Annotated in this window: 24 protein-coding genes, 1 tRNA gene and 1 riboswitch; of the genes, 13 read left to right on the top strand and 12 right to left on the bottom strand. The window is 54.2% G+C overall.

Annotated features, from left to right (window positions below; translation table 11 throughout):
- The 4 genes from QZ170_RS05710 to QZ170_RS05695 form a co-directional block, all read right to left on the bottom strand.
- On the bottom strand, positions 1-530 hold a 530-nt coding region (locus QZ170_RS05710; protein WP_297178437.1), incomplete at its 3' end, for a Lin1244/Lin1753 domain-containing protein.
- A gap of 42 nt (positions 531-572) precedes the next feature.
- Positions 573-1403, bottom strand: a complete 831-nt coding sequence (locus QZ170_RS05705; RefSeq protein ID WP_297178432.1) for a hypothetical protein — start codon at positions 1401-1403, stop codon at positions 573-575.
- A gap of 15 nt (positions 1404-1418) precedes the next feature.
- Complete coding sequence (locus tag QZ170_RS05700; RefSeq protein WP_297178429.1) at positions 1419-1601, bottom strand: hypothetical protein; 183 nt, start codon at positions 1599-1601, stop codon at positions 1419-1421.
- An 82-nt stretch (positions 1602-1683) separates the two neighbouring features.
- Positions 1684-1881, bottom strand: a complete 198-nt coding sequence (locus QZ170_RS05695; RefSeq protein ID WP_297178427.1) for a hypothetical protein — start codon at positions 1879-1881, stop codon at positions 1684-1686.
- A 76-nt stretch (positions 1882-1957) separates the two neighbouring features.
- On the opposite strand from QZ170_RS05695, the gene QZ170_RS05690 reads away from it, so the two are divergent.
- Entirely contained in the window at positions 1958-2320 is a 363-nt protein-coding gene (locus QZ170_RS05690; RefSeq protein ID WP_297178424.1) for a hypothetical protein, read from the top strand.
- A gap of 8 nt (positions 2321-2328) precedes the next feature.
- Here the strand turns inward: QZ170_RS05690 and QZ170_RS05685 are convergent, their stop codons facing one another.
- Genes QZ170_RS05685 through QZ170_RS05675 form a run of 3 tightly spaced genes read right to left on the bottom strand, consistent with a single transcriptional unit; the run spans position 2329 to position 3419 of the window.
- Positions 2329-2529, bottom strand: a complete 201-nt coding sequence (locus QZ170_RS05685; RefSeq protein ID WP_297178420.1) for a hypothetical protein — start codon at positions 2527-2529, stop codon at positions 2329-2331.
- A gap of 28 nt (positions 2530-2557) precedes the next feature.
- Positions 2558-2992 (bottom strand): hypothetical protein, encoded by a 435-nt coding sequence (locus QZ170_RS05680; protein ID WP_297178417.1) that lies wholly within the window; start codon positions 2990-2992, stop codon positions 2558-2560.
- Between the two features lie 25 nt (positions 2993-3017).
- The gene (locus QZ170_RS05675; protein WP_297178414.1) at positions 3018-3419 is read right to left on the bottom strand and encodes a hypothetical protein; all 402 of its coding nucleotides are present in this window, start codon (positions 3417-3419) and stop codon (positions 3018-3020) included.
- Positions 3420-3845: 426 nt separating this feature from the next.
- On the opposite strand from QZ170_RS05675, the gene QZ170_RS05670 reads away from it, so the two are divergent.
- The 5 genes from QZ170_RS05670 (at position 3846) to QZ170_RS05650 (ending at position 7643) form a co-directional block, all read left to right on the top strand.
- The gene (locus QZ170_RS05670) at positions 3846-4478 is read left to right on the top strand and encodes a hypothetical protein (RefSeq protein ID WP_297178411.1); all 633 of its coding nucleotides are present in this window, start codon (positions 3846-3848) and stop codon (positions 4476-4478) included.
- A gap of 224 nt (positions 4479-4702) precedes the next feature.
- Positions 4703-5509: a hypothetical protein gene (locus QZ170_RS05665; protein WP_044124043.1), complete on the top strand. Its 807-nt coding sequence runs from the start codon at positions 4703-4705 to the stop codon at positions 5507-5509.
- 8 nt (positions 5510-5517) lie between these two features.
- The gene (locus tag QZ170_RS05660; protein WP_297178406.1) at positions 5518-5991 is read left to right on the top strand and encodes a hypothetical protein; all 474 of its coding nucleotides are present in this window, start codon (positions 5518-5520) and stop codon (positions 5989-5991) included.
- A gap of 56 nt (positions 5992-6047) precedes the next feature.
- Positions 6048-6944: a hypothetical protein gene (locus QZ170_RS05655; protein WP_297178403.1), complete on the top strand. Its 897-nt coding sequence runs from the start codon at positions 6048-6050 to the stop codon at positions 6942-6944.
- Between the two features lie 282 nt (positions 6945-7226).
- The gene (locus QZ170_RS05650) at positions 7227-7643 is read left to right on the top strand and encodes a DUF2335 domain-containing protein (RefSeq protein ID WP_297178401.1); all 417 of its coding nucleotides are present in this window, start codon (positions 7227-7229) and stop codon (positions 7641-7643) included.
- 74 nt (positions 7644-7717) lie between these two features.
- Here QZ170_RS05650 and QZ170_RS05645 read toward each other — a convergent pair whose 3' ends face one another.
- Both QZ170_RS05645 and QZ170_RS05640 read right to left on the bottom strand, forming a co-directional pair.
- Positions 7718-8866 (bottom strand): site-specific integrase, encoded by a 1149-nt coding sequence (locus tag QZ170_RS05645; RefSeq protein ID WP_297178398.1) that lies wholly within the window; start codon positions 8864-8866, stop codon positions 7718-7720.
- A 210-nt stretch (positions 8867-9076) separates the two neighbouring features.
- Positions 9077-9149, bottom strand: a tRNA-Lys gene (locus QZ170_RS05640).
- Positions 9150-9776: 627 nt separating this feature from the next.
- A riboswitch (cobalamin riboswitch) is annotated at positions 9777-10039 on the top strand.
- 901 nt (positions 10040-10940) lie between these two features.
- Here QZ170_RS05640 and QZ170_RS05635 point away from each other — a divergent pair.
- A complete protein-coding gene (locus tag QZ170_RS05635) occupies positions 10941-11777 on the top strand; it encodes an SDR family oxidoreductase (protein WP_297178395.1) in 837 nt (278 codons plus the stop codon).
- Between the two features lie 25 nt (positions 11778-11802).
- Positions 11803-12549: an LPS export ABC transporter ATP-binding protein gene (lptB, locus tag QZ170_RS05630; RefSeq protein ID WP_297178393.1), complete on the top strand. Its 747-nt coding sequence runs from the start codon at positions 11803-11805 to the stop codon at positions 12547-12549.
- Between the two features lie 93 nt (positions 12550-12642).
- Here the strand turns inward: lptB and QZ170_RS05625 are convergent, their stop codons facing one another.
- From QZ170_RS05625 to QZ170_RS05615, 3 genes are read right to left on the bottom strand one after another with little or no spacing between them, the layout of a single operon-like run.
- On the bottom strand, positions 12643-14136 hold the full coding sequence (locus QZ170_RS05625) for a metallophosphoesterase family protein (RefSeq protein ID WP_297178390.1): 1494 nt from the start codon (positions 14134-14136) through the stop codon (positions 12643-12645).
- Positions 14120-14725, bottom strand: coding sequence for a hypothetical protein (locus QZ170_RS05620; RefSeq protein WP_297178387.1), 606 nt, complete (start codon positions 14723-14725; stop codon positions 14120-14122). The genes QZ170_RS05625 and QZ170_RS05620 overlap by 17 nt, the downstream gene beginning before the upstream one ends.
- A gap of 22 nt (positions 14726-14747) precedes the next feature.
- Complete coding sequence (locus QZ170_RS05615) at positions 14748-15728, bottom strand: polyprenyl synthetase family protein (protein ID WP_297178384.1); 981 nt, start codon at positions 15726-15728, stop codon at positions 14748-14750.
- 264 nt (positions 15729-15992) lie between these two features.
- Between QZ170_RS05615 and QZ170_RS05610 the strand changes: the two genes are divergently transcribed.
- The 5 genes from QZ170_RS05610 (at position 15993) to QZ170_RS05590 (ending at position 21091) form a co-directional block, all read left to right on the top strand.
- Complete coding sequence (locus QZ170_RS05610; RefSeq protein ID WP_297178380.1) at positions 15993-17546, top strand: bifunctional response regulator/alkaline phosphatase family protein; 1554 nt, start codon at positions 15993-15995, stop codon at positions 17544-17546.
- A gap of 35 nt (positions 17547-17581) precedes the next feature.
- A complete protein-coding gene (locus QZ170_RS05605; RefSeq protein WP_297178377.1) occupies positions 17582-18220 on the top strand; it encodes an HAD family phosphatase in 639 nt (212 codons plus the stop codon).
- A gap of 57 nt (positions 18221-18277) precedes the next feature.
- A complete protein-coding gene (gene gpmA / locus QZ170_RS05600) occupies positions 18278-19024 on the top strand; it encodes a 2,3-diphosphoglycerate-dependent phosphoglycerate mutase (RefSeq protein WP_297178374.1) in 747 nt (248 codons plus the stop codon).
- A 198-nt stretch (positions 19025-19222) separates the two neighbouring features.
- Positions 19223-20521, top strand: coding sequence for a Na+/H+ antiporter NhaC family protein (locus tag QZ170_RS05595; RefSeq protein ID WP_297178371.1), 1299 nt, complete (start codon positions 19223-19225; stop codon positions 20519-20521).
- A 9-nt stretch (positions 20522-20530) separates the two neighbouring features.
- Positions 20531-21091 carry a GNAT family N-acetyltransferase gene (locus QZ170_RS05590; RefSeq protein ID WP_297178368.1) on the top strand — a complete coding sequence of 187 codons (561 nt, stop codon included), beginning with the start codon at positions 20531-20533 and terminating at the stop codon, positions 21089-21091.
- The last annotated feature ends 94 nt before the right edge of the window (positions 21092-21185 follow it).

Genomic DNA, 21185 nt, shown 5'->3' with positions numbered 1-21185 from the left:
CCTTCCTCTGAACCTTCCTCTACCTTGGTCGCAACCTTACTTGTACCTTCCTCTGTACCTTCCTCTACCTTGGTCGTAACCTTACTTGAAGGTCTATGCTTACGGCCTGCAAGAGACATACGCTGACGAGCCTCGGGAGAGATATTGCGCTTGGTAGGCTTGTTCCCCACCTCTGCCTCCTCATCTGCTTCACTCTGTTCTCTCAGGAGGACATCATGAGTGAAGCGTCTGAGGAGACGTCGGGAGTAGAAGGTCTCTACACCCGCCTCATTCGTCTCGATGACGAATAGCGAGAAGTCGCGTATCACGCTCTCTACTCGCTTGGGACTACGGGAGCCAATCATACGAGCGATGAACTTCGGATCAAGGGGTAGGCCCGGTGATCCAGCATCCTCCACGGTGACCTCTGCGAGGAGCTCTAGGATAGCCCAGAAGACACCTGTACCCTCCAGCCCATAGGTAGCACGGAGGCGCTGAAGCTTGAGGTCCTTACCAGCCGTAATGTCGTGGGCAAAGTAATAGCGACACATGATGTAGGGATCTATTAGATGTGAAGATGGGAGTGAATAGGCCTATAGGTCGATAGGACAGTCGTCGAAGATCTCTATAGGGAGGTCGAGGATCGTCCCACAACGGAAGTCCCCCGTGTTCTTGTCCATCCACTGATAGTAGTTCACGGGAGCCTCTATAGTGAGCAGCTTCTTCGTCTCCTGGAGGTGTGATAGGGCACGCTCGACATAGGCGAGCTCTTTCCTATCAGAGGTGTAGAAGTGTAGGCCGTGGCGTCCCTTGGATCCTGCAGGGGTACATCCATCCTCGGCGAAGAGGACGTTGATCCTCCACCCACTACGCAGGGCAGAGCGTCTATATCCGATAGGAGTGGCTATCGTCATAGACTTCCGGGGCTCTACGCTGAAGAGCTCCACCCGCCCAGTGAGTGGGACCGTAAGCCTCGATGCAGAGTTGGGGTGATGGGGATCAAGCGGGAGACTCCCATCCGTGGCGAATAGTACCGAGATGGGGAGACCAAGCACCTCTCCACATGCGAAGCGGTCGGTACTACGTGACGTCCAGTTGGTGAAGCTCAGAGGGGCGGAGAAGGATAGGGTCTCTCGACTCTCTTTGAGTGAGGCAAGACGCTCGGTGATACGTGTCGCCTCCGAGGGATCGCTGGTGACGAGGTTAAGCCCGTAGTGCACTTCGGTTCCACCATGACGAGACCCAGGGGAGGAGAGCTTGACGTAGAACTTCCAGCTCTGAGCGTAGTGGAAGGAGTATCCGAGGGCATTGACTCCCTCTCGTAGCGGGCGCTCCTCGACGCCGAAGAGACTTACATAGCCCGTCAGAGGAATAGTCTTCCGATGGATGAGGTGTGGAGACTGAGGAGGTGTGGTTGTGTCCATTGAGTTGTAGTGGCGTTAATATTGGCCTGCCTCATCTTCGTCGTATAGATCGGAGATGAGAGTGAGTAGTAGGTGCGGAGCGATAGTCGCTGCTAGGATAGAGATACAGCCTGATAGGCTTAGGATCCCGATACCATAGTGCTCCATGATCAAGAAGGAGATAAGTAGCACGAGATGATAGGCGCTCAGTAGCTCCATTCTGTGTCGAGATAGGGAGGGTAGCATAGTCTTGTGGTGGGTATTAGTTGTGGCTTGACTGCGTGTTCATCGTACCACGTGATCAGGGACGGTACTGTCCCCTGTCTTGCTTGCGCTGTAGCTTCTCGTACTCGGACTTCCAGTGGCTAGCCATGGTGACACCGAAGACCCCGAGGCCCAGGAGCCATAGGAAGCAGAAGCCGATACTATGATTGAGTACGTCTAGGAGGAGGCAACATAGCCCTAGGAGGGTGATACCTACGATCTGTGGAAGGTTCATTATAGTGTACGTATTTAGTTGTTATCGTTGTCGTAACTTTGTGTCACTGAAACACCTAGTTACATTTGTTAGAGATATGAATATACCCAGTCAGCTTACCCCCGAGGAGCTAGATAAGACGCTTGAGTTTATCGCCAATGGCGAGAAGGGATCTTGCCCAGTCTCCACCGACACCCTTATTGCTTGCTCCTCATTCCTTGCCCAGCAGGGGTTCATCCGTTCACAGGACTCCTTCATCGGAGCTATCCGGGACATCACACCTGCAGGCAGGGCGCTGATGGAGAAGGGTGGCTTTACCGCTATCGTCGCCAAGGAGCAAGCGGAGGTGAAGCGCATACGCATGATAGAGACTCTGCGTAATCCCTTGATCGTTGCCATCGTGAGTGCCTTAGTTGGTTTCCTCTCTGGGTGGTTCTTAGCCTACCTGAAGTATTCATGAGGGTCGTGCTACCTCCCCATATAGCGGAGGTACAGATTCTCTCCGATATCGAAGGTCGTCACGAAGGTCGCAGCGCAGACGACGAACCAGAAGAGGACGTAGAGCATCATAGCCCAGAGATGGCCTGCGAGCAGGCTCGGCATGTACCTATACCGGAACCAGTCTATAGGAGCCTTCGCTAGCTCCCTACATTTCCTTAGCATATTCATAATAGTAGTTGTGGATCGTGTATTCTGACTACTCGTAGACACGAGCTTCGACAAGCTCCTTGCTGAGGCCTGCATCCTTGCGTTGCTTGCGATGGAAGGTGCGAGCTTCTTCACGTCGTTGCCATTCAGCGGGAGAGAGGTTGGTTACGCTCGCATCGCCCAGACGCTGTGCAAGCAGACGAAGCACGCTACGACGAGAGTAGATCCAGCGCCCCTTCGTCGGGTCTCGGAGGCTCGGTAGGCATATCGCCTCGAGGGCTGGCTCACCCGTAGGCTCACCCGTCACCTTGTCTACGGGCGGTACCCGTAGTCGGGTGAGCGTCCGCTGCTTACACCTAAGGAGAGCCATTACCTCCCTAGGCTTCATCCAGCCATCGCTCCCCTCGGCCACCTGGAGGAAGAGGGCACGCATCTGGCGGTTCTCCCGCTCTAGGCTATCGAGGCGTTCTTCGTTCGTACGCATATCGTCTATCTAATACCATGGCCTGCTACCCAGCCTTAGCCACTTGGGGAGCTCGGCTAAGTGGGACACGCAGGAGAAAGAGTAGGTAGCCCGATATCATGCTCTTCTCTACGAAGTAGCGGATACGCTGCCCCTTGGGCTTCAGCTCCCGGTCTGAGTTACGGAGGATGTGCTGTCCCGAGCGTCGAGCATTGGCGAGCGTATCGTGGCGTACCGCTATCCAGCTACCAGGAAGGATCGACCGAAAGATCGGTACCCCAGCTGCCTCCGCCCCTAGGTTGGGGACGTAGACCCCTCGAGCTAGTTCCTGAGCCTCGTTCGCCAGGAATACCATAGCCCTTGCTCGAAGGCTGTGGTAGAGCTCCTCGGGATCCTCCTGAGAGGGGTAGAGGGTCGTGGGTGGAGCTCCTTGAGGTGTTGTCATCATCATTGTCTTCTTATACTCTGCTAGCTTTTGTGCCAGCTGGTTACGTGGTTTGGCGATACACTAGGGATTGGCTAACTTAGCAGGTGAATAGTGATGAATGCTAAGACCAGCAGGCGCTTCCTTTTGGTTGCCGCCCCCTTCGTGTACGCCGCCCCCCTTTGCGGGGGCTGTATCGTTGGTTTGCAGTACAAAGATAGAATAAAACGTTCTACACGCAAAAGAAAAGTAGAAGAAATGAATAACAACCAACTGCTATCAACTCTATATAAGAGGCTTAGAGAAGAGAAGCTAGTGAGTAGTCAGGCACACTTTGGTCGCCTGATAGGTGAAAACCATGAAGGAAACCTATCGGAATACATCAAAGGGAAGAAGTCTCTAGGTAAAAAGATAGATGAATATATTCTATCTCTCGAAAGCAAGATGCCTATGCTCTCTTCTACCTGGCTTCGCACAGGAGAGGGAGAGATGCTACGTGGCGAGCCAAATCCCGGGGCAGGCCTGCCCGACGTAGGTCGTCGTACGGACGTTTGGGTCGGTACGGATAATCGTGTGTATTGGACGGAGGCGCTGCAGGTTGGTCACGAAGAGGATCTACAGCGAGCCCAGTCCGAGGGTGTACGCCTCATCCCCGAGTACACCGAGGCCTTCCGTGGAGGCAATCAAGGAGAGGCAGACGAGCTTCAGACGATAGACACCTATTGGGGCATCCCCAACCTCGAAGGGGAAATGATCGTGCCCATCCATGGTAATTCTATGTCCCCGAAGTTCCCAGCGGGCTGTCGTGTCGCTCTCAAGCGCTACCCGTTCAGTCCAGCCAATCCCCTAGGCATCCAATTCGGGGAGGTCTATGCGGTAGCGGTACGCCAAGGGGATGGCTACCCTCCCCTACACTTCATCAAGCGCCTGCATCGTCACCCCGACAAGGCGAAGGAGCACACTACCTACATTGCCCGTAGCATCAATCCCGACTACGACGACTTCGAGGTATCGGTCTCGGACATCTGCCACCTCTCGGCGGTCGTTGCCCGCATCGAGGTCGAGCCCCTCTTCTCCTTCTAAAGACAGCCTATGGGCCACCATTGAGATATTACATTATCCATTCCGAGATATTCTGTACCTTCACGGAGATAAAAAACAGCTAGATTATGAGGAGGAAAGACTTAACATTGCGCGCATTCTCAGTTGAAAGAATGAGTGGTATGTCCTTGAGCGAAAGCGAACCATTGAGCCTTTTAGATTTGCTCCGGCAACGTCTCCCCGCGACATGTGCTGGAGATCGACGCATGCCTCTAAATCCTACAAGTGATGATGAAGATGTGCTTTCCGCCTATGCAGACTCTAACAACTGCTTGTTTGGTGTCATATTATGCATTGCCCCAGGCACTCAGATGGGGGAGATCCGCCCAGAGATGTTTGCGCAGCCGATGATAAGTATAGATGAGCTTGGAGGCTTGGAGGCTAATGCTAATTCATCCATCTATAAGCACTGCTACTATTTCGCTCTTAGTAGTAGAACCCTCGTGACGACTCTTGGAAAGAGCTCCTCTATCAGCAGAGTAGAGACTTATTTGAATTGGTTGATAGAAGAAATCCGTGGGGAGACATTATTCAACTTTACCCCTATGATTTCAACGGAACTTCCAATCAAGCCTAAGGACATTAAAGAGATGACAATACTCCCTCCCAGAACGAGGTCAGTCGAGACGGAGGATAGTCAGGCAGATACAGAGGAAGCATCAAGGGCTTACAAGATAAACTGGAACAGGATCAAGAGCCTTTTCGGTGACAGTTTGAACCTAGACGAGCTCAAAGCAAACAACATTCTTGAAGCTGAACTTAATATAAAGTTCACACGACCTAAGAATATGACTCCGCAGAACTATGAGCGACTGCTCGGTCAGAGTCTAAGGGTTATATCTGGCTTAGATCAAGTCCAATTTAGGGGCAAGAAGGGAAAGAAATATGTAGTAGGCTCAGATATGCAACGAGAGAAGAGCGTCAAGATAGAATTAACAGAAAATGGACATCTTTCCGAGGAGCAGCTCAAGCAAGAGATGGAGCGATATCTTCTCGAACTCACACAAGGATAGTAACTCAGATGAAGCTCCAGGCAAATTTACTTCGCTACCTTGTCGTTATTGTACTGGGAATAGTCATTTCAAGTCTACTCCCAAGGCTAACCGTTAATATCGAAATAGCAAAGCTTCTGTTTGGTGTGGCTGGAATCTTCTTTCCCGTATCACTAGCGGTCATCACTTCGATGGATCTCTACAGAGTTAAGAATACCGAAGCAAGAAGAGAGATTAGGCGCAACCTGAGAGATCAGCGGAATGGTCTCTGTTTCCACTTCATCATGGCCATGATAGGCTTGATAACTATCTACCTTATCCCTGATGGAGGAGGTACCATTGAGCCTAGTATCATTGGCTTCATTTCAGTCAACATTCCTCTCGTGGTCACCCTGATCATCTGTGAATCTATTCTATACATGACCATAACCTTCACCAGCACTCAAAAGCTACGAGAAGATATTGAAGATAAGCTTGATGAAGAAGAAAGGAGGAAGGGATAACTACCCAAACTCTCTTTAACTTTGCATACTCCCTATTCTGTAACATAGTAATCGTTATGACTACCTCTTCTTCCCCTGATAATACCCTTCGCATCGTCTTTGAAAATGAACAAAGCGAAGTCAGTGCTGAGCTACTCATTGGCAGCCTGATGCATACCATGGAGATTATCCACGCTATCAGTCGTGAAGTCGGTCCCGAGAAGAAGATTGATATTAAGATTAAGACCTTCGAGCAGGGTAGTTTCCAGGTCAATATTGAGTTGGTTGAGCGAGCTTTCGGTTGGCTCTTCTCCTCTGAAGGCATTGCCTATGCATCGGGGATTGTTACTATCGCAAGTGGGATTTATGCCCTAGCAAAGCACCTCAAAGGCAGGCGCCCCAAGTCGGTAACATCTGAAGGCTCCCAAAAAAAGATCATCAATCATTTTGGGGATACCTACTACGTGGACAATCGTAGCTACCATCTCTTCAATAGCTCTGAAAATATACGAAAACAAGTACGGGAGCAATTTCAAGAGCTGGAGAAATACTCCGATATCACAGGCTTCCGCTTTGAGGGGGGGGGCGAGACAACACGTGCTGACCGAGATGAGTTCTCCGCTATGGGTAGACCTATCCCGACCTGCGATGAAACTCCTGAGCCACAGATACGAGTATTAGAAAACGTAAGCCTCCTCATTCTTCGTCCGAGCTTCGACCCCAATCTCCCTTGGGACTTCCTCTATGATGGGCGTAAGATCTCAGCTCGCGTTAAGGACGAGGAAATCTTGAAGATCATCAACCGAGGCGAGAGCTTTTCAAAGGGCAGTCGCATGCTAGTAGACCTAGAGGAGACTCGTTCTTATGATATTACCCTTGGAGAATACGTGATTGGGAGAGATGGCTACCATGTCCTACGCTTTAAGGAGCACTTACCAGCTCAGCGCACCGCCACGCTCTTTAACGAAGAGTGAATGCATTCCCGACCACCGTTGGTTACCGATAAACGTAAAAGTGTTATATTTGCGTGAAGTCAAATGTGTAACAACCTACAACAATGAGTGTGCTACTGATCCTCCTTGAGGGATTCACCTCAATATTCAATCCTTCAGTTCGCAGGCGAGACCCGGGACTGGAGAAGCTGGAGAAGATTGTCGAGAGCTACCAGACCACGAGCGATCGTGAGCGATTGGCAGGCGATTGGCAGGCTGTCCAGCATGATATGTCGCGCGCATGGCAGAAGGTTCAAGCTTCATATGAGTAAGAATACCGTTAAGCGTACTCAAGCCACCGTTCAGCGCGCTGACACGATCGGGACACTCAATGAGGAGCATATCGTCATTGACAATAGCTTGATGCCCTCAGCTGAGGAGCTCGCTAAGTACAAGGAGATTGATCCCGACCTAGTCCGTTATTTCCAACGGATCACCGATGAAGAACGAAACCTTCGACACGAAGCTACACGTCAGAGTCTGGAGCTACTTGCTATCGATAATGAGCGTCGTCATCGGGAGCGTATGAGGGGGCAAATCTTTGCGTTCCTTTCGCTCTTACTTTTCTTGGGAGTCACAGCCTTGGCTCTCTATCTGGGGCAGTCTTGGCTCGCAGGTCTTTTCAGTACGCTCTCTATAGTAGGGATCGTATCAGCATTCATTAACGGAAAGAAGGAATAGCCCCTATCTGCACCATACAAAAGGCGACGCCCCCGATCCTACAAAGGTCGGGGGCGTCGCCTTTTTCATCTTCTCTATATGAGGCCTTGCAGACGCTGGAACTCCTGCGCTACATCCTCTGCTAGAGTCTTAGCGTAGATCTGTGTGGTCTTGACACTAGTGTGCCCCAGCATCTTTTGCAGGATATGCAGGGGAACACCATTGGCCAGCGTGACTGTCGTGGCAAAGGTATGACGAGCCATGTGTGAGGAGATCTTCTGCGTTAGCCCACAAGCCTGCCCGAGAGCCTTCAGATAGACATTGTACTTCTGCTGGGAGAGGATAGGTAGCTTATAGTCGTACACCTTCAGTACCTCGATAGCAGGGGGAAGGAGATAGATGAAGAACTCGGTCTTGGTCTTGTGTCGCTGTGCACGCAGATAGCGCATTCCATCTCGCTCCTCGGTGTTCTTGTAGTCGAAGGTAGCGAGGTCTGCGTAGGCAAGCCCCGTGTAGCACTGAAAGAGGAAGAGGTCTCGAATACGTTGTAGGATGGGATCCACTAGTTCGGTCTCCACGATCCTCTGCAGCTCCTCCTTGCTCAAGAAGCGCCGACCCTTACTCTCCCCTCGAGACACCTTGAAGCTCGCATAGGGGTCTTTGTTGATGAGGCCGAAAGCCATCGCCTCGTGAATATAGACACGAAGCCTCTTATGGTAGTTGTGTATGGTGACTTGGTGGGTGAGGTTGCGCTTCTTCCGAAGCCAATCATCGAACTTGACGACACTTGTGTGCGTGACGTCGGCGAAGGAGACGAACAGCCCAGAGGCCTCTATGGCTTTGAGTGCTGCACAGTGCTGACGCTTAGTACCTGGGGTACCGCTCCGTTCCTTGAACCGCTCCCAAGCGAAGTCAATAAAGCAACGTGGGCGATTGAGCTCCACCCTATAGGCGTCCAATAACTGATCTAGGGTATAGGCCTGCCCATAGCGTTCGAAGGCACTACCCGAGGCCTGCTGAAGTTGCTCCTCGATCTCGTCAAGAGTACGATTATACTCCCTAGCGTGTGGTGTCTTGTACGCCATCCCGATATCAGCACTCCACTGACCTGCACATAGACGAATGCCTGTGTCTAGGTAACGTCGAGACTTTCCCCGATAGAGTTCGAAGACGACGGGGGCTTCCTTTGTCTTGGTGGCGACATTTCTCCTATCGAAGAGTCGCCGAATACGTAGCTCGTTCATTTCGTTCCAGCTTATGCAATAGAGCTCTTTGCACCCCTCAATTCTTGCGCACGTTTTTTGGGGCGTGCGCAAAACGTGCGCAAATAGCGCGCAAAAAGCCCAAAAATTGCAGGTTATCAATACTGCTCCAAACCAACGAAACAGACACGTAACCAGCTGAAACACAGTCGCTACCATAGTGAACTTGGCTACCTCTCGATAACCACTCAGTGAATCGCCTGGGGGTCGAACCCAGGACCCCATCCTTAAAAGGGATGTGCTCTGCCAACTGAGCTAGCGATTCGACCTAAATAAGCACTCTTACCTAATGAGACTCATACTTGTATAAGAACCGTAAGGTAAAATGCGATGCAAAAGTAACGATTTATTTTGAGAAACCAAGGCCTTGCATTTCTTCTTAGGGTCAAGACCTGAACCTCGTGGAGATCGAAGCCCCAGTGCGCTACACTCCTCCCCGAAAGAGAGCTTACTAGCCCCATCTGCTCTATCCAAGCTCGAGAGGTGGGGGATAGGTCCTAGAGAGCCAATCCCGAGATCGAAAGATCTGCGCCCTCGGCGTAGACTCCCCCGGCAGATACCTACTGCCTAGATGGGAGATGTGTACACGCGTGTATACAATAGTGTACCCACGTGTACACTATTGTGTACCTGCGTGTACACAACCTCGCTCTAAGTATTATCCCTTCGTGGGCTGCCTCGTATGTGTACCCTGTGGGGGTAGTATGTTGGTACTCAGGAGATACGGATAGATCCCCTCTTGGGGGAAGGAATATTCTCAGGGAGGGGGTAGCGTGTGGAGCGTGTGTGGAGCATACGAATAGAATTCAGATGTCGGTACTGATGAGAGACGGGAGTCCTTTATGTTTTTTGATTTTTTATTGTACCTTTGTCCTGTCTTACGAGTATGGCTCTTTTATAAATAGGATGAAGCGCATCCTGACCATTAGGAAGGAGAGCCAGCAAGGGAAGCCGGTGTGAGTCCGGCACAGTACCCGCTACTGTAAGTCATCCCCCATCACGTCACCCTCGGGCTGACGTAGTGTGGGCTCCTCGCATGGATAGAGCTGGACAAAGGCTCCACCACTGGGACGTATAGATCCTGGGAAGGTGCATGCCAGTGAGGAGAGACCAGGGTGATAAGTCAGGAGACCTGCTCCTAAGATCCAAGTAAAACAATCTCGGGAATAAGATTGGGAAGACTATCCATGAGACGATGTAGCCCCGTGTGAGCTATAGACCGCCTCCTCGATGAAGTGCACCTCCTGACGGCATGAACCGCTCGATCAGAGGACGTCTTTCCGCCATAGACCCTAGGGCGAATATTGGCTTCCAGATGATGACATCATGTCGTGCATACGTCACCATCGCTCCCTCGGGGGTAGGTGATCTAAGTAGCTTCCTCGAGGAGAGACCCCCCTGATAACATCTCGTGATCAAGATCTCTCGGCACGCCTGAGACACCTCGGTGTCCCTCAGGTGTACTCGCTTGTGATAAGTAGGGCATGAGCTCTACGCCAAGGGCAGGACAAGGAGGCTCAGCGAAGGGGTTTTCTTCATGTTCCTCCAACCTATCCAAAGCCACCCCTTCCTCCTTCGTCTTCTCTGCTCTGGTGCTCCTCATGTAGCCTGGTGTAGGTGGCGAGCGTATGCATAGGACATGTCAGAGGTGCATGGGTCGGTTAGAGCACACTGCTACGCTGTGGTAGGGTGTCTTTAGCCACCGTGCCACCGATGGCTTCATCCCTTACCAACCTATTTGTCCAGAACTAAGGCGAATACAAGGCGAAGTGCCCCTCATCCCCCCTCCCCTCCCACGAGGGATGGAACGACACATATCCTAGAGACCTCTCGTCGGGGTCTCGGTGACGGTGCTCACCACCTACCACGTATAGGGTGGCTCCTATCTGCATGGGGCGACACCAGCCCCGTGTGAGAGCCTCGCTTGATACCATGTCTCACGTACTCCTCTGTGTCCTTTTACTCCCCTTTGGCTCGTGTATGTAAGGCTACTTGCACAAAAGCTGTATCTTTGTGCTGAAAGTTTCACTCACTTAACTAAAAGAACAATTGCCTTATGAGCTATAATCTCTTAGCAGGAAAGAAGGGGATCATCTTCGGAGCCCTAAACGAACAGTCCATTGCCTGGCGTGTGGCAGAGCGCGCTGTCGAAGAAGGCGCTGAGATCCTCCTAACGAATACCGCAGTGGCTGTGCGTATGGGACAGCTGAACGAGCTGGGCCAGAAGCTAGGCGCCCAGGTCGTCCCTGCCGACGCTACCAAGGAGGAGGAGCTCGAGGTCGTCTTCCAGGAGGCCATGAAGCGCTTTGGGAAGGTAGACTTCGTCCTACACTCCATCGGGATGAGCCCCAATGTACGCAAGGGACGTAGCTACGATGACCTTGACTATAAGATGCTTCAGACGACCTTCGACATCTCGGCTGTGTCCTTCCACAAGATGCTCCAGGTAGCCAAGAAGCTCGATGCTATCGCTGAGGGTGGCTCGGTCGTAGCTCTGACCTACATCGCTGCACAGCGCACCTTCGTCGGCTATAGCGATATGGCTGATGCTAAGAGCCTGCTGGAGTCCATCGCTCGTAGCTTCGGCTACATCTATGGTCGCGATCGGGGCGTGCGTATCAATACCGTCTCTCAGTCGCCCACCGTCACCACCGCAGGTAGTGGGGTCAAGGGGATGACAGATCTACTAGACTTCGCCGAGGACCTCTCCCCTCTGGGTAATGCCGATGCCAACGACTGCGCCGACTACTGCATCACCCTCTTCAGTGACCTCACACGCAAGATCACGATGCAGAACCTCTTCAACGACGGGGGCTTCAGCTCCATGGGGATGAGTGCAGCTGCCATCGAGGCCTTCGCTGAGGGACGTCGTGCCCGTCAGGAGAAGAAGTAATCTCCGATAGCCCCTATACAAGACAATGATCCTTCGTACGGACAACCTCGTCAAGCGCTACCGCTCCCGCACGGTCGTCAACCACGTCTCCATCCAGGTGGGGCAGGGGGAGATCGTCGGTCTGCTAGGCCCCAATGGGGCAGGGAAGACCACGACCTTCTATATGACGGTGGGACTGGTCGTGCCCAATGAGGGACGTATATTCCTAGACGATGAGGACATCACCAAGTACCCCGTCTACAAGCGTGCTCGTGCCGGTATCGGCTACCTAGCGCAGGAGGCCTCTATCTACCGTAAGATGAGCGTGGAGGACAATATCCTCTCCGTACTAGAACTCACGGATAGGACGAAGGAACAGCAGCAGGCACGGCTGGAGGAGCTCATCGCAGAGTTTCACCTAGAGAAGGTGCGCCGCAACCAGGGGAATCGCCTCTCAGGGGGTGAGCGTCGCCGAGCCGAGATAGCCCGGTGTCTAGCGATTGACCCGAAGTTCATCATGCTTGACGAACCCTTCGCAGGGGTAGACCCGATCGCCGTACAGGATATCCAGACGATCGTAGCCCAGCTACGACTGAAGAATATCGGTATCCTCATCACCGACCACAACGTCTACGAGACGCTGAGTATCACCGACCGCGCCTATCTACTCTTCGAGGGAAAGGTCCTCTTCGAGGGGACGGCAGAGCAGCTCGCCGAGAACGAGATCGTACGAGAGAAGTACCTCGGTAAGGACTTCCAGCTACGCCGTCGCAACTTCGACCACCTCAGCTAGGCTGTCCCTCACAGAAAAGACTTACCCCCGCCCGACGTCTCTCAGAGAGTCGGGCGGGGGTAAGTCTTTTCTGTGTCAAGGGTATGGGAGGGGCTACTTCTTCCTGCGCTCTCGGCGCTCCTTGACCTCCTTGGCGTACTGGGCGGCTTTCTTCTGTCCCTTGGAGTCTGCTCCGAAGCCTTCGTAGAGGAAGAGCTCGGGTAGGGTACGCGCCTTGTCCTCCACGTGTATAGCTCCATCCCGACCTCGGCGCAGGATGAGTTCATCATAGAGGAGCTTAGACCTATCGAGGAGGCTGTCTCTTGGGATAGAGTCTGGCTGGAAGCGGTAGGAGGTGTAGTGGATCTGCGTCTTGGTCACCGTGATGTCCTGGTAGAGCTGTAGCCCTGAGCCGAGGCGATCGTGGACGGAGGAGAAGCCGTTGCGATAGACCTTGGGCGAGGCAGAGCTGATGACGAAGGCGGGAGCGATCGTATCCCCACGCTCATCTCGTGTGGTGGCACGTGCGTAGCCGTGGTCGTGCCCCTGTAGGACGAGGTCTGCTCCGTAGGTGAGGAGCTCGTCCTTGAAGATATGGTGCATGATGATGTTCTTGCGACCCTCCCGTACACAGTCCACAGCGTGGTGGAAGAGCACGACTTGCCAGGGCTGACGAGAGCTGGAGAGTGCACGGCGCAGCCAGCTCTTGTGACTATTGATCGAGCCCAGCCACATGATGTCGGTCGTATCGAGGACGATGAAACGCATGAGAGGGAAGTCGATATAGTAGCTGCGCTGTAGGAAGCCCTTGGGGCCATTGAGGGGATAGTTGGTCTGCGGTACCCAGCGCACATCTAGCTCACGGGCAAAGCCACGCTTGAGGTACTCGTGGTTGCCGGGAGCAGCGATGATCGGTAGGCGTGTACTCCAGCCCTGTAGTGCTTGGTACCAGCACTGCCAGTAGTGGTCTGTAGGCCCCTCGATCTGATCCCCTGCCAGAGCAAGGAACTGGATGGAGTCGGCCAAACGCTCACGGAGCTCCCGAAAGAAGGTCGTACTCATCTGTGCCTGGGGATCCTGTACGTCCCCGAGGTAGACGAAGCGAGTCGTGTCACACTCCCGCTCGCTAGGCATCGCGAAGGAGTAGACGGGCGAGCGCTGCTCCCCGCTCTGTAGCTGGTAGAGGTAACGAGAGCCGACATGCAGGCTATCTAGGCTGACGTGGTAGAAGCATCCCTTACCCGAGCGACTCTTCACGAGTCGGCCGAGGGCAGGTATGCGCCGTGCAGCTAGGGTGTCTCCCCGGGCTGTGATCTCCTGCAGGGTGAGGGCTGAGGGCACTAGGTACTCCCCGCTACGCCAGGAGAGTGTCCGCTCCGTAGTGAAGTCACTCCCGGGGGTGAGCGTGACGCGGGTGATCTCCTCAGGAGTATGGTAGGGAGCCTCTGGGGGATTGCCGAACCAAGCCCTCCAGCGCAGCATCAGCAGGACACCCGCCCCGAGTAGGAGGACGAGGAATAGAGGGATCAGTAGGTAGCGCTTCTTTCGGCCCTTGCGCTTGTCGGGCTTGAGATTACGTAGGCGTGGTGGCTTATACTTGGTCGTCATGTGTTTGCTCTGGTTGTGTCTCCTGTGGTATGGAGAGTGGGGTGGTATCTGGGGTGCTTTCGCCCTGCTTCCGCTCGCTCAGTTCCTGGCGTAGGCTCTCTATCTCCTGCTTCTGGCTCTCTAGCTCCTGATGTAGGGTACGGTTCTCTACCCCCAGGGCATCCCACTCCAGTAGTCCCCGTGTAGCTAGCCCGATCATGATGGCCGCTACGGAGCCGATCACACCGAGCGAGGAGAGGGGGAGCGTATTGGGGGCGAAGCCTGGCATCTCGAGATCCCACAGGCTGTAGCAGAGGATAGGGATCAGGAGCCCAATGAGTGCGGCGACAGCTAGGAGCCAGATGTAGGCTCGGAAGAGGCGTCGGCGCATCAGCTGAGGAGCGAAGCTATAGTAGTTGAGGTAGAAGAGTAGGATGAGGTATAGGTCGGTCAGCCACGTGGAGTAGTAGAGGCTGGGACGTGTGAAGACGCTATCTATCCCCTGACTCACGAGGGGGGTCACGAGGGTCTGTAGGAGGATCAGGAGGAGCCAGAGGGAGGCTGTGACAGCGAAGGTGATCGAGCGATCAGTAGTGGGCTTGGAGTTCATGAGTGGATCGTATGAGGGAGGATCAATGTGTACGTGAGCCGATATAGTCAGCTAGGGAGATGAGGGAGTGACGATAGACGCTCTCTGGATAGCTGAGGAGGAGCTCTTTGGCTCGGCGGAGGTAGTCGGCGATACGAGCCTCGGCATAGGAGATCCCTCCGTGCTCGATAGCGTAGCGGGTGAGGTGTGCCACAGCCGTCTCGGTGATGGGACGCTCCCGCAGGAGCTCCAGACAGTGCTGCCCCTCGGGGGTATCCTCGGTCTCGAGGAGGGCGTGTAGCAGAGGTAGGGTGATCTTACCCTCCCTGAGGTCATTGCCCGTAGGCTTACCCACGTCGGCACTATAGTAGTCGAAGATATCGTCTCGTATCTGGAAGGCCATCCCTAGGTACTCGCCGATCTGGGTGAGTCGCTCCTTGTCTGGGGCACTCGCCCCCGTCATAATGCCTGCTATGCGAGCACAGCTGGCGAAGAGTACAGCGGTCTTCTGACGGATGATGTCATAGTAGTTCTCCTCGCTTAGTCGGAGGCGGTCGGCGCTCTCGAACTGTCGTATCTCTCCCTCGGTCAGCTCTCGCCCGATGCTGGAGATGATCTGGATGACCTCGAGGTCTCCGAGGGAGATCGCTCCGATGAGAGCAGAGGAGAGGACGAAGTCCCCCATGAGTACAGCCACGCGATTGTCGTAGATGACGTTGAGCGTGGGTTGCCCTCTGCGGGTGGAGGCCTCATCGATCACATCGTCGTGGATGAGGGTAGCCGTATGGATTAGCTCCAGTAGGACAGCAGCGTCTATACTAGACTTCGGGGGCTCTCCCCCTCGGATCATCCCTGCCATGAGGGCGACGAGGACAGGGCGTACCTTCTTGCCAGTAGAGGCATTGAGCCGCTCTATAGCGTCTTGGAGCCATTCGGACTTCGTCGCCAGTATCTCGTCGAACTGGCTATGGAAGTCTGCCACATACTCTGCTACGGGTGCCTTGATTATATCTATCTGTTGCATCAGCTAACAAACTATCAATGAAGTAACAAAAATACATATAATATCCCAGCCCTGCCCTAGAGGGGGGATTTGCACATGTCGCCCGCCAGAGCCGTGACTAGGATCGAGTGAGGCTAGCTGTCAGGGGTGGCGCCCCTTAGTCATATACCCTAGGGGGATTTCTCCTTGGGGAGTGATCCCTCAGAGACTATTTCCGTGAAACATGTATCTTAGTCGGGTGGTTATTCCGTTATAGCGCTAGGTGTTTCCCCGATTGATACGACAATGAGTACAAATAAGACATATCAGATCCTATGGGCAGACGATGAGATCGACCTGCTCAAGCCACACATCCTCTTCCTGCGAGACAAGGGCTACGAGGTGACTCCCGTCCTTAGTGGCAACGATGCTATCGATGCCGTACAGAGCCAGAGCTTCGATCTCATCTTCCTCGATGAGCATATGCCCGGGCTGACGGGTCTCGACACGCTACAGCGCATCAAGGAGCTCCGCCCCTTCGTCCCCATCGTCATGGTCACCAAGAGCGAGGAGGAGGAGCTCATGAACCAAGCTATCGGAGGTAAGATCGCCGACTACCTGATCAAGCCCGTAAACCCCAACCAGCTCCTGCTCTCACTGAAGAAGAACCTCCACCAGAGTAGCATCATCAGTGAGGCCACGACGATGAACTACCGTCAGGAGTTCGCACAGCTCAGCGCCCAGATGAGCGACCGCCTCAGTCTAGAGGAGTGGAAGGAGCTCTATCGTCGCCTCGTGCACTGGGAGATAGAGCTAGAGCATGGTGATGCCCAGATGCGTGAGCTCCTAGAGATGCAGAAGGCAGAGGCCGGACGACTCTTCTGTCGCTTCATCGCCAAGAACTATGAGGGCTGGATCCGCGAGCCTGCGACCCGCCCCGTGATGAGCCCAGACCTCTTCAAGACCAAGGTCTTCCCCCTACTGGACGCAGGGGAGAAGGTATTCTTCATCCTCATCGATAACTTCCGCTACGATCAGTGGGAGACCGTCAAGGGGATGCTCAGCGAATTCTACACCTTCGACGAGGATCTCTACCTCTCGATCCTCCCCACAGCCACGCAGTATGCTCGTAATGCCATCTTCTCGGGGCTGATGCCCCTGGATATAGCGAAGATGTTCCCCGACCTATGGGTCGATGAGGAGAGCGAGGAGGGGAAGAACCTCAACGAAGAGCCTATGATCCAGACCCTCCTACAGCGCTATCGCAAGAACTACCCCTTCTCCTACAACAAGGTCTACGAAGCACGCTTCGGGGAGCGTCTCCTCTCGGGGCTCAATGGACTGAAGCAGTTCCCCCTTAACGTCATCGTGCTGAACTTCGTCGATATGCTCTCTCATGCACGTACTGAGAGCAAGATGATCCGCGAGCTAGCGAATACAGAGGCGGCCTACCGCTCGCTGACCAAGAGTTGGTTCCGTCACTCGACGACCTACAACCTCTTCAAGCACATCTCTGAGATGGGCTATCGAGTCGTGCTCACTACCGACCACGGCACCATACGGGTCAATACCCCAGTGAAGATCATCGGAGATAAGAATACCAATACCAACCTCCGCTACAAGGTCGGCAAGTCCCTATCCTACAATCCCAAGGAGGTCTATGAGGTCAGTGTCCCAGCGAAGATCGGGCTCCCCCAGGCGAACCTCTCCGATAAGTACGTCTTCAGCTACAACGACGACTTCTTTGCCTACCCTAATAACTACAACTACTACGTGCAGTACTACAAGGATACCTTCCAGCACGGAGGGATCTCGATGGAGGAGATGCTCATCCCTCTGATCACGATGCAGCCTAAGTAGTCAGCGACGTAAGATTACTCATATTCCTAATTTAGATGATAAGAAACATCGTACTAGACCTCGGTGGCGTACTCTTCACCCTAGATAGGGAGGAGGCGCTCCGCCGCTTCGAGGCACTTGGAGTGCCGGACGTCGAGAAGATGCTCGACCCCTACCTACAGAGTGGCTACTTCCTCCAGGTGGAGGATGGTCGGATGACCGAGCCAGAGTTCAGAGCAGCCCTCAGCGCCTCCGCTGGACGGGAGCTCACTTATGACGAGATTGCCCACGCCTACTTCGGCTTCCTACGCTCGGTCGATACCTACAAGTTCGACTTCATCGACGAGGAGCTACGTGACTACCGCATCTTCATCCTCTCCAATACGAACCCCTATGTGATGGACTTCTGTGAGAGTGATCGGTTCCTCCCCTCAGGACGTCCTCTCTCCTCCTACTGCGTGAAGAAGTTTGCCTCCTGTGAGATCGGACTAGTGAAGCCCGACCGCCGGATCTTCGAGCGAATGATCAGCGAAGGGGAGATGAAGCCCGAGGAGACCCTCTTCCTAGACGATGGGCCAGCCAACGTGGCGATGGCAGCCGAGTTCGGTATCCACACCTACTGTCCCAAGAATGGTGAGGACTGGCGAGAGCCCGTCCGCCAGCTCCTCAGAGAACTCAATGCCCAACAAGGGTAATTGACTATCTTTGCCCCAGTATTGATGTAACTTAATCAACGTAATACAAGAATAATTATGAAGAGAATCGTACTCATACGCCACGGCGAGAGCGTATGGAACAAGGAAAACCGCTTCACGGGCTGGACCAACGTAGACCTCTCAGAGAAGGGCGTAGAGGAAGCTAAGAAGGCGGGTGCACTCCTCAAGGAGCATGGCTTCCACTTCACCAAGGCCTATACCTCTTACCTCAAGCGTGCGATCAAGACACTCAACCAGATCCTCGACGTAATGGATCTCGACTGGATCCCTGTCTCCAAGAGCTGGCGCCTCAACGAGAAGCACTACGGGATGCTCCAGGGGCTGAACAAGGCAGAGACCGCAGAGAAGTACGGCGATGCCCAGGTGAAGATCTGGCGCCGTAGCTACGATGTCCCCCCCACACCCCTAGAGGCTACGGATCCACGTGCCCCCCAGGCTGACCCCCGCTATGCTGGTGTCGTCCCTGCCTACCTTCCCCTGACCGAGGCTCTCTGCCACACGGTGGCTCGTACGCTCCCCTACTGGGAGGGTGAGATCTTCCCCTCGCTCATGGAGCACGATGATGTCCTAGTAGCTGCGCACGGCAATAGCCTACGTGGTATCATCAAGGTCCTCAAGGGGATCTCTGACGAAGATATCGTCGAGCTGAACCTCCCCACGGCAGTGCCCTACGTCTTTGAGTTCGATGACAACCTCAACCTCGTCAAGGACTACTTCCTCGGCGACCCTGAGGAGATCAAGAAGCTCATGGAGGCCGTAGCCAACCAGGGTAAGAAGGCCTAGCATCTCCCCCATACTAGATCAGACGCCCCAAGACTCAGCGTAGAGCCTTGGGGCGTTTTGCTTAGGTTTACGTACCTTTGCGACTCTCTGATTGGCTCCCTCTGCTCTGTATAGGGGTTGAGAGAGATCAGGGGTAGGCAGTGATGCCTACCCATATTGACCACCTCCTTTCATTCCTATAGAATATTAGTTAAGTATATGCAGCAGACCTCTACTCCCGCTCGCCGTCCCGGTTGGTTTGGACTGACCCCTCTCGTCGTCTTCCTTTTGGTATACCTCGTAGCCTCGATCGTCTCGGGAGACTTCTACAAGATGCCTATTGCAGTGGCCTTCCTCGCAGCCTCGGCCTATGCCGTGGCGATCACCCGAGGCCTGGGGCTGATGGAGCGTATCCAGCAGTTCTCCCGTGGGGCAGCCGATACCAATATCCTGATGATGATCTGGATCTTCATCCTCGCTGGTGCCTTTGCCGGTGGGGCGAAGAGTGTCGGCGCTGTCACCGCTACGGTCGATGTGATCCTGAGTGTCCTGCCAGCCTCGATGCTCCTACCTGGGCTCTTCCTCGCCTCCTGCTTCATCTCCCTCTCCATCGGGACGAGTGTCGGGACACTTGTCGCTCTTGCCTCCATTGCCCTAGGGATCGCCGAGAGCCTCGGGGTGTCAGATGCTTATGCGGTAGCTATCGTGGCTAGTGGAGCTTTCTTTGGGGACAACCTCTCCTTCATCTCCGACACGACGATAGCTGCTACCCGGACACAGGGCTGTGGGATGAGGGACAAGTTCAGAGTAAACTTCATCATCGTCTTCCCTGCGGCACTCGTTGCTCTCGGGATCTACTTCGTCCGGGGGCTGGATCTCCCTGCCACTCCACGGGAGATGACGCAGCCTGCCTGGCTGATGATCCCCTATCTGCTCGTACTCGTCTCTGCTGTAGGGGGGCTCAATGTCCTGCTGGTCCTCGTCATCGGGATCATATCGAGTGGACTCCTCGTCTTCGCACTAGATGATGTCACGATGTGGGACTGGACGCAGGCTCTAGGCGAAGGGATCGGAGGAATGGGAGAGCTTATCACCGTCACGCTACTAGCGGGCGGGATGCTGGAGCTCATCCGTTACAATGGCGGGATAGACTACCTACTGGAGAAACTCACCCGCCATATCAGTGGCAAGCGTGGAGCAGAGCTAGCTATCGCAGCCCTCGTCTCGCTAGCCAACCTCTGTACGGCCAACAACACCATAGCGATCCTTACTACGGGCAAGGTCGCACGGGAGATCACCGACAAGTATCAGCTCGACCCACGCAAGTCGGCGAGTATCCTAGACACCTTCTCCTGCTTCGTCCAGGGTATCATCCCCTATGGGGCACAGCTCCTGCTGGCGGCGAGCCTTACGGGACTTTCCCCGATCGAGATCATCCCCTACCTCTACTATACCTTCATTATGGGAGGGGCAGCACTGCTGGCTATCCTCCTTCGTTATCCACGCAAATATTCCTAATACACACCTATGGCACAGCTAGAGCTAACCGCACTCACCTGGGGCAATGAGCCCCCCGAACACCTCAGACTCATCTACGAAGAGTCCTTCCCTATCGAGGAGCGCCGCCCCTGGGGGCAGCTCTTCGGTATGGCTCAGTGGGAGCATATCACTTGGCTTATCCGTCTGGATGGGGAGCCTATTGGCTTCGCTGTCGGGTGGGAGCTCCCCTCGGCGCACTACTTCGAATACCTCGTCATCGATCCCGCTTATCGGGGGCATGGGCTGGGGGCGAAGGTCATCGAGATGCTCAGCTACAAGTACGATGATGAGTATCCTGTCGTGCTCGAGTGTGAGCCTGCGGGGTATAGCCCGATGGCAGAGCGAAGGCTGGCCTTCTATGCACGTATGGGGCTCCGCCCTCTCCCCTTTGGCTACCGACAGCCTCCCTATGGCGAGGGTTTGCCTTGGGTAGACCTTCACCTACTATCGAATAGAGCCGTCGAGTACCCATCCTTCGCTCAGATACGAGACGAGATCTATCGCTACGTCTACAAGGTATCCTCCTCCGAGTCTGCCCCCCTCGAGTGAGTCCGAGATCCACGACGATCTCAGAGGGGGAGCCTCTGACCATCTCCCCGCAGGGTCACTACACCATTTGCTTCATCAGCCTCACGCTACACTC

Source organism: uncultured Porphyromonas sp. (genome assembly GCF_905372525.1).
GTDB lineage: Bacteria > Bacteroidota > Bacteroidia > Bacteroidales > Porphyromonadaceae > Porphyromonas.
Note: the sequence above shows the minus strand (reverse complement) of the source record. Positions and strands in the feature narration are given on the sequence as shown.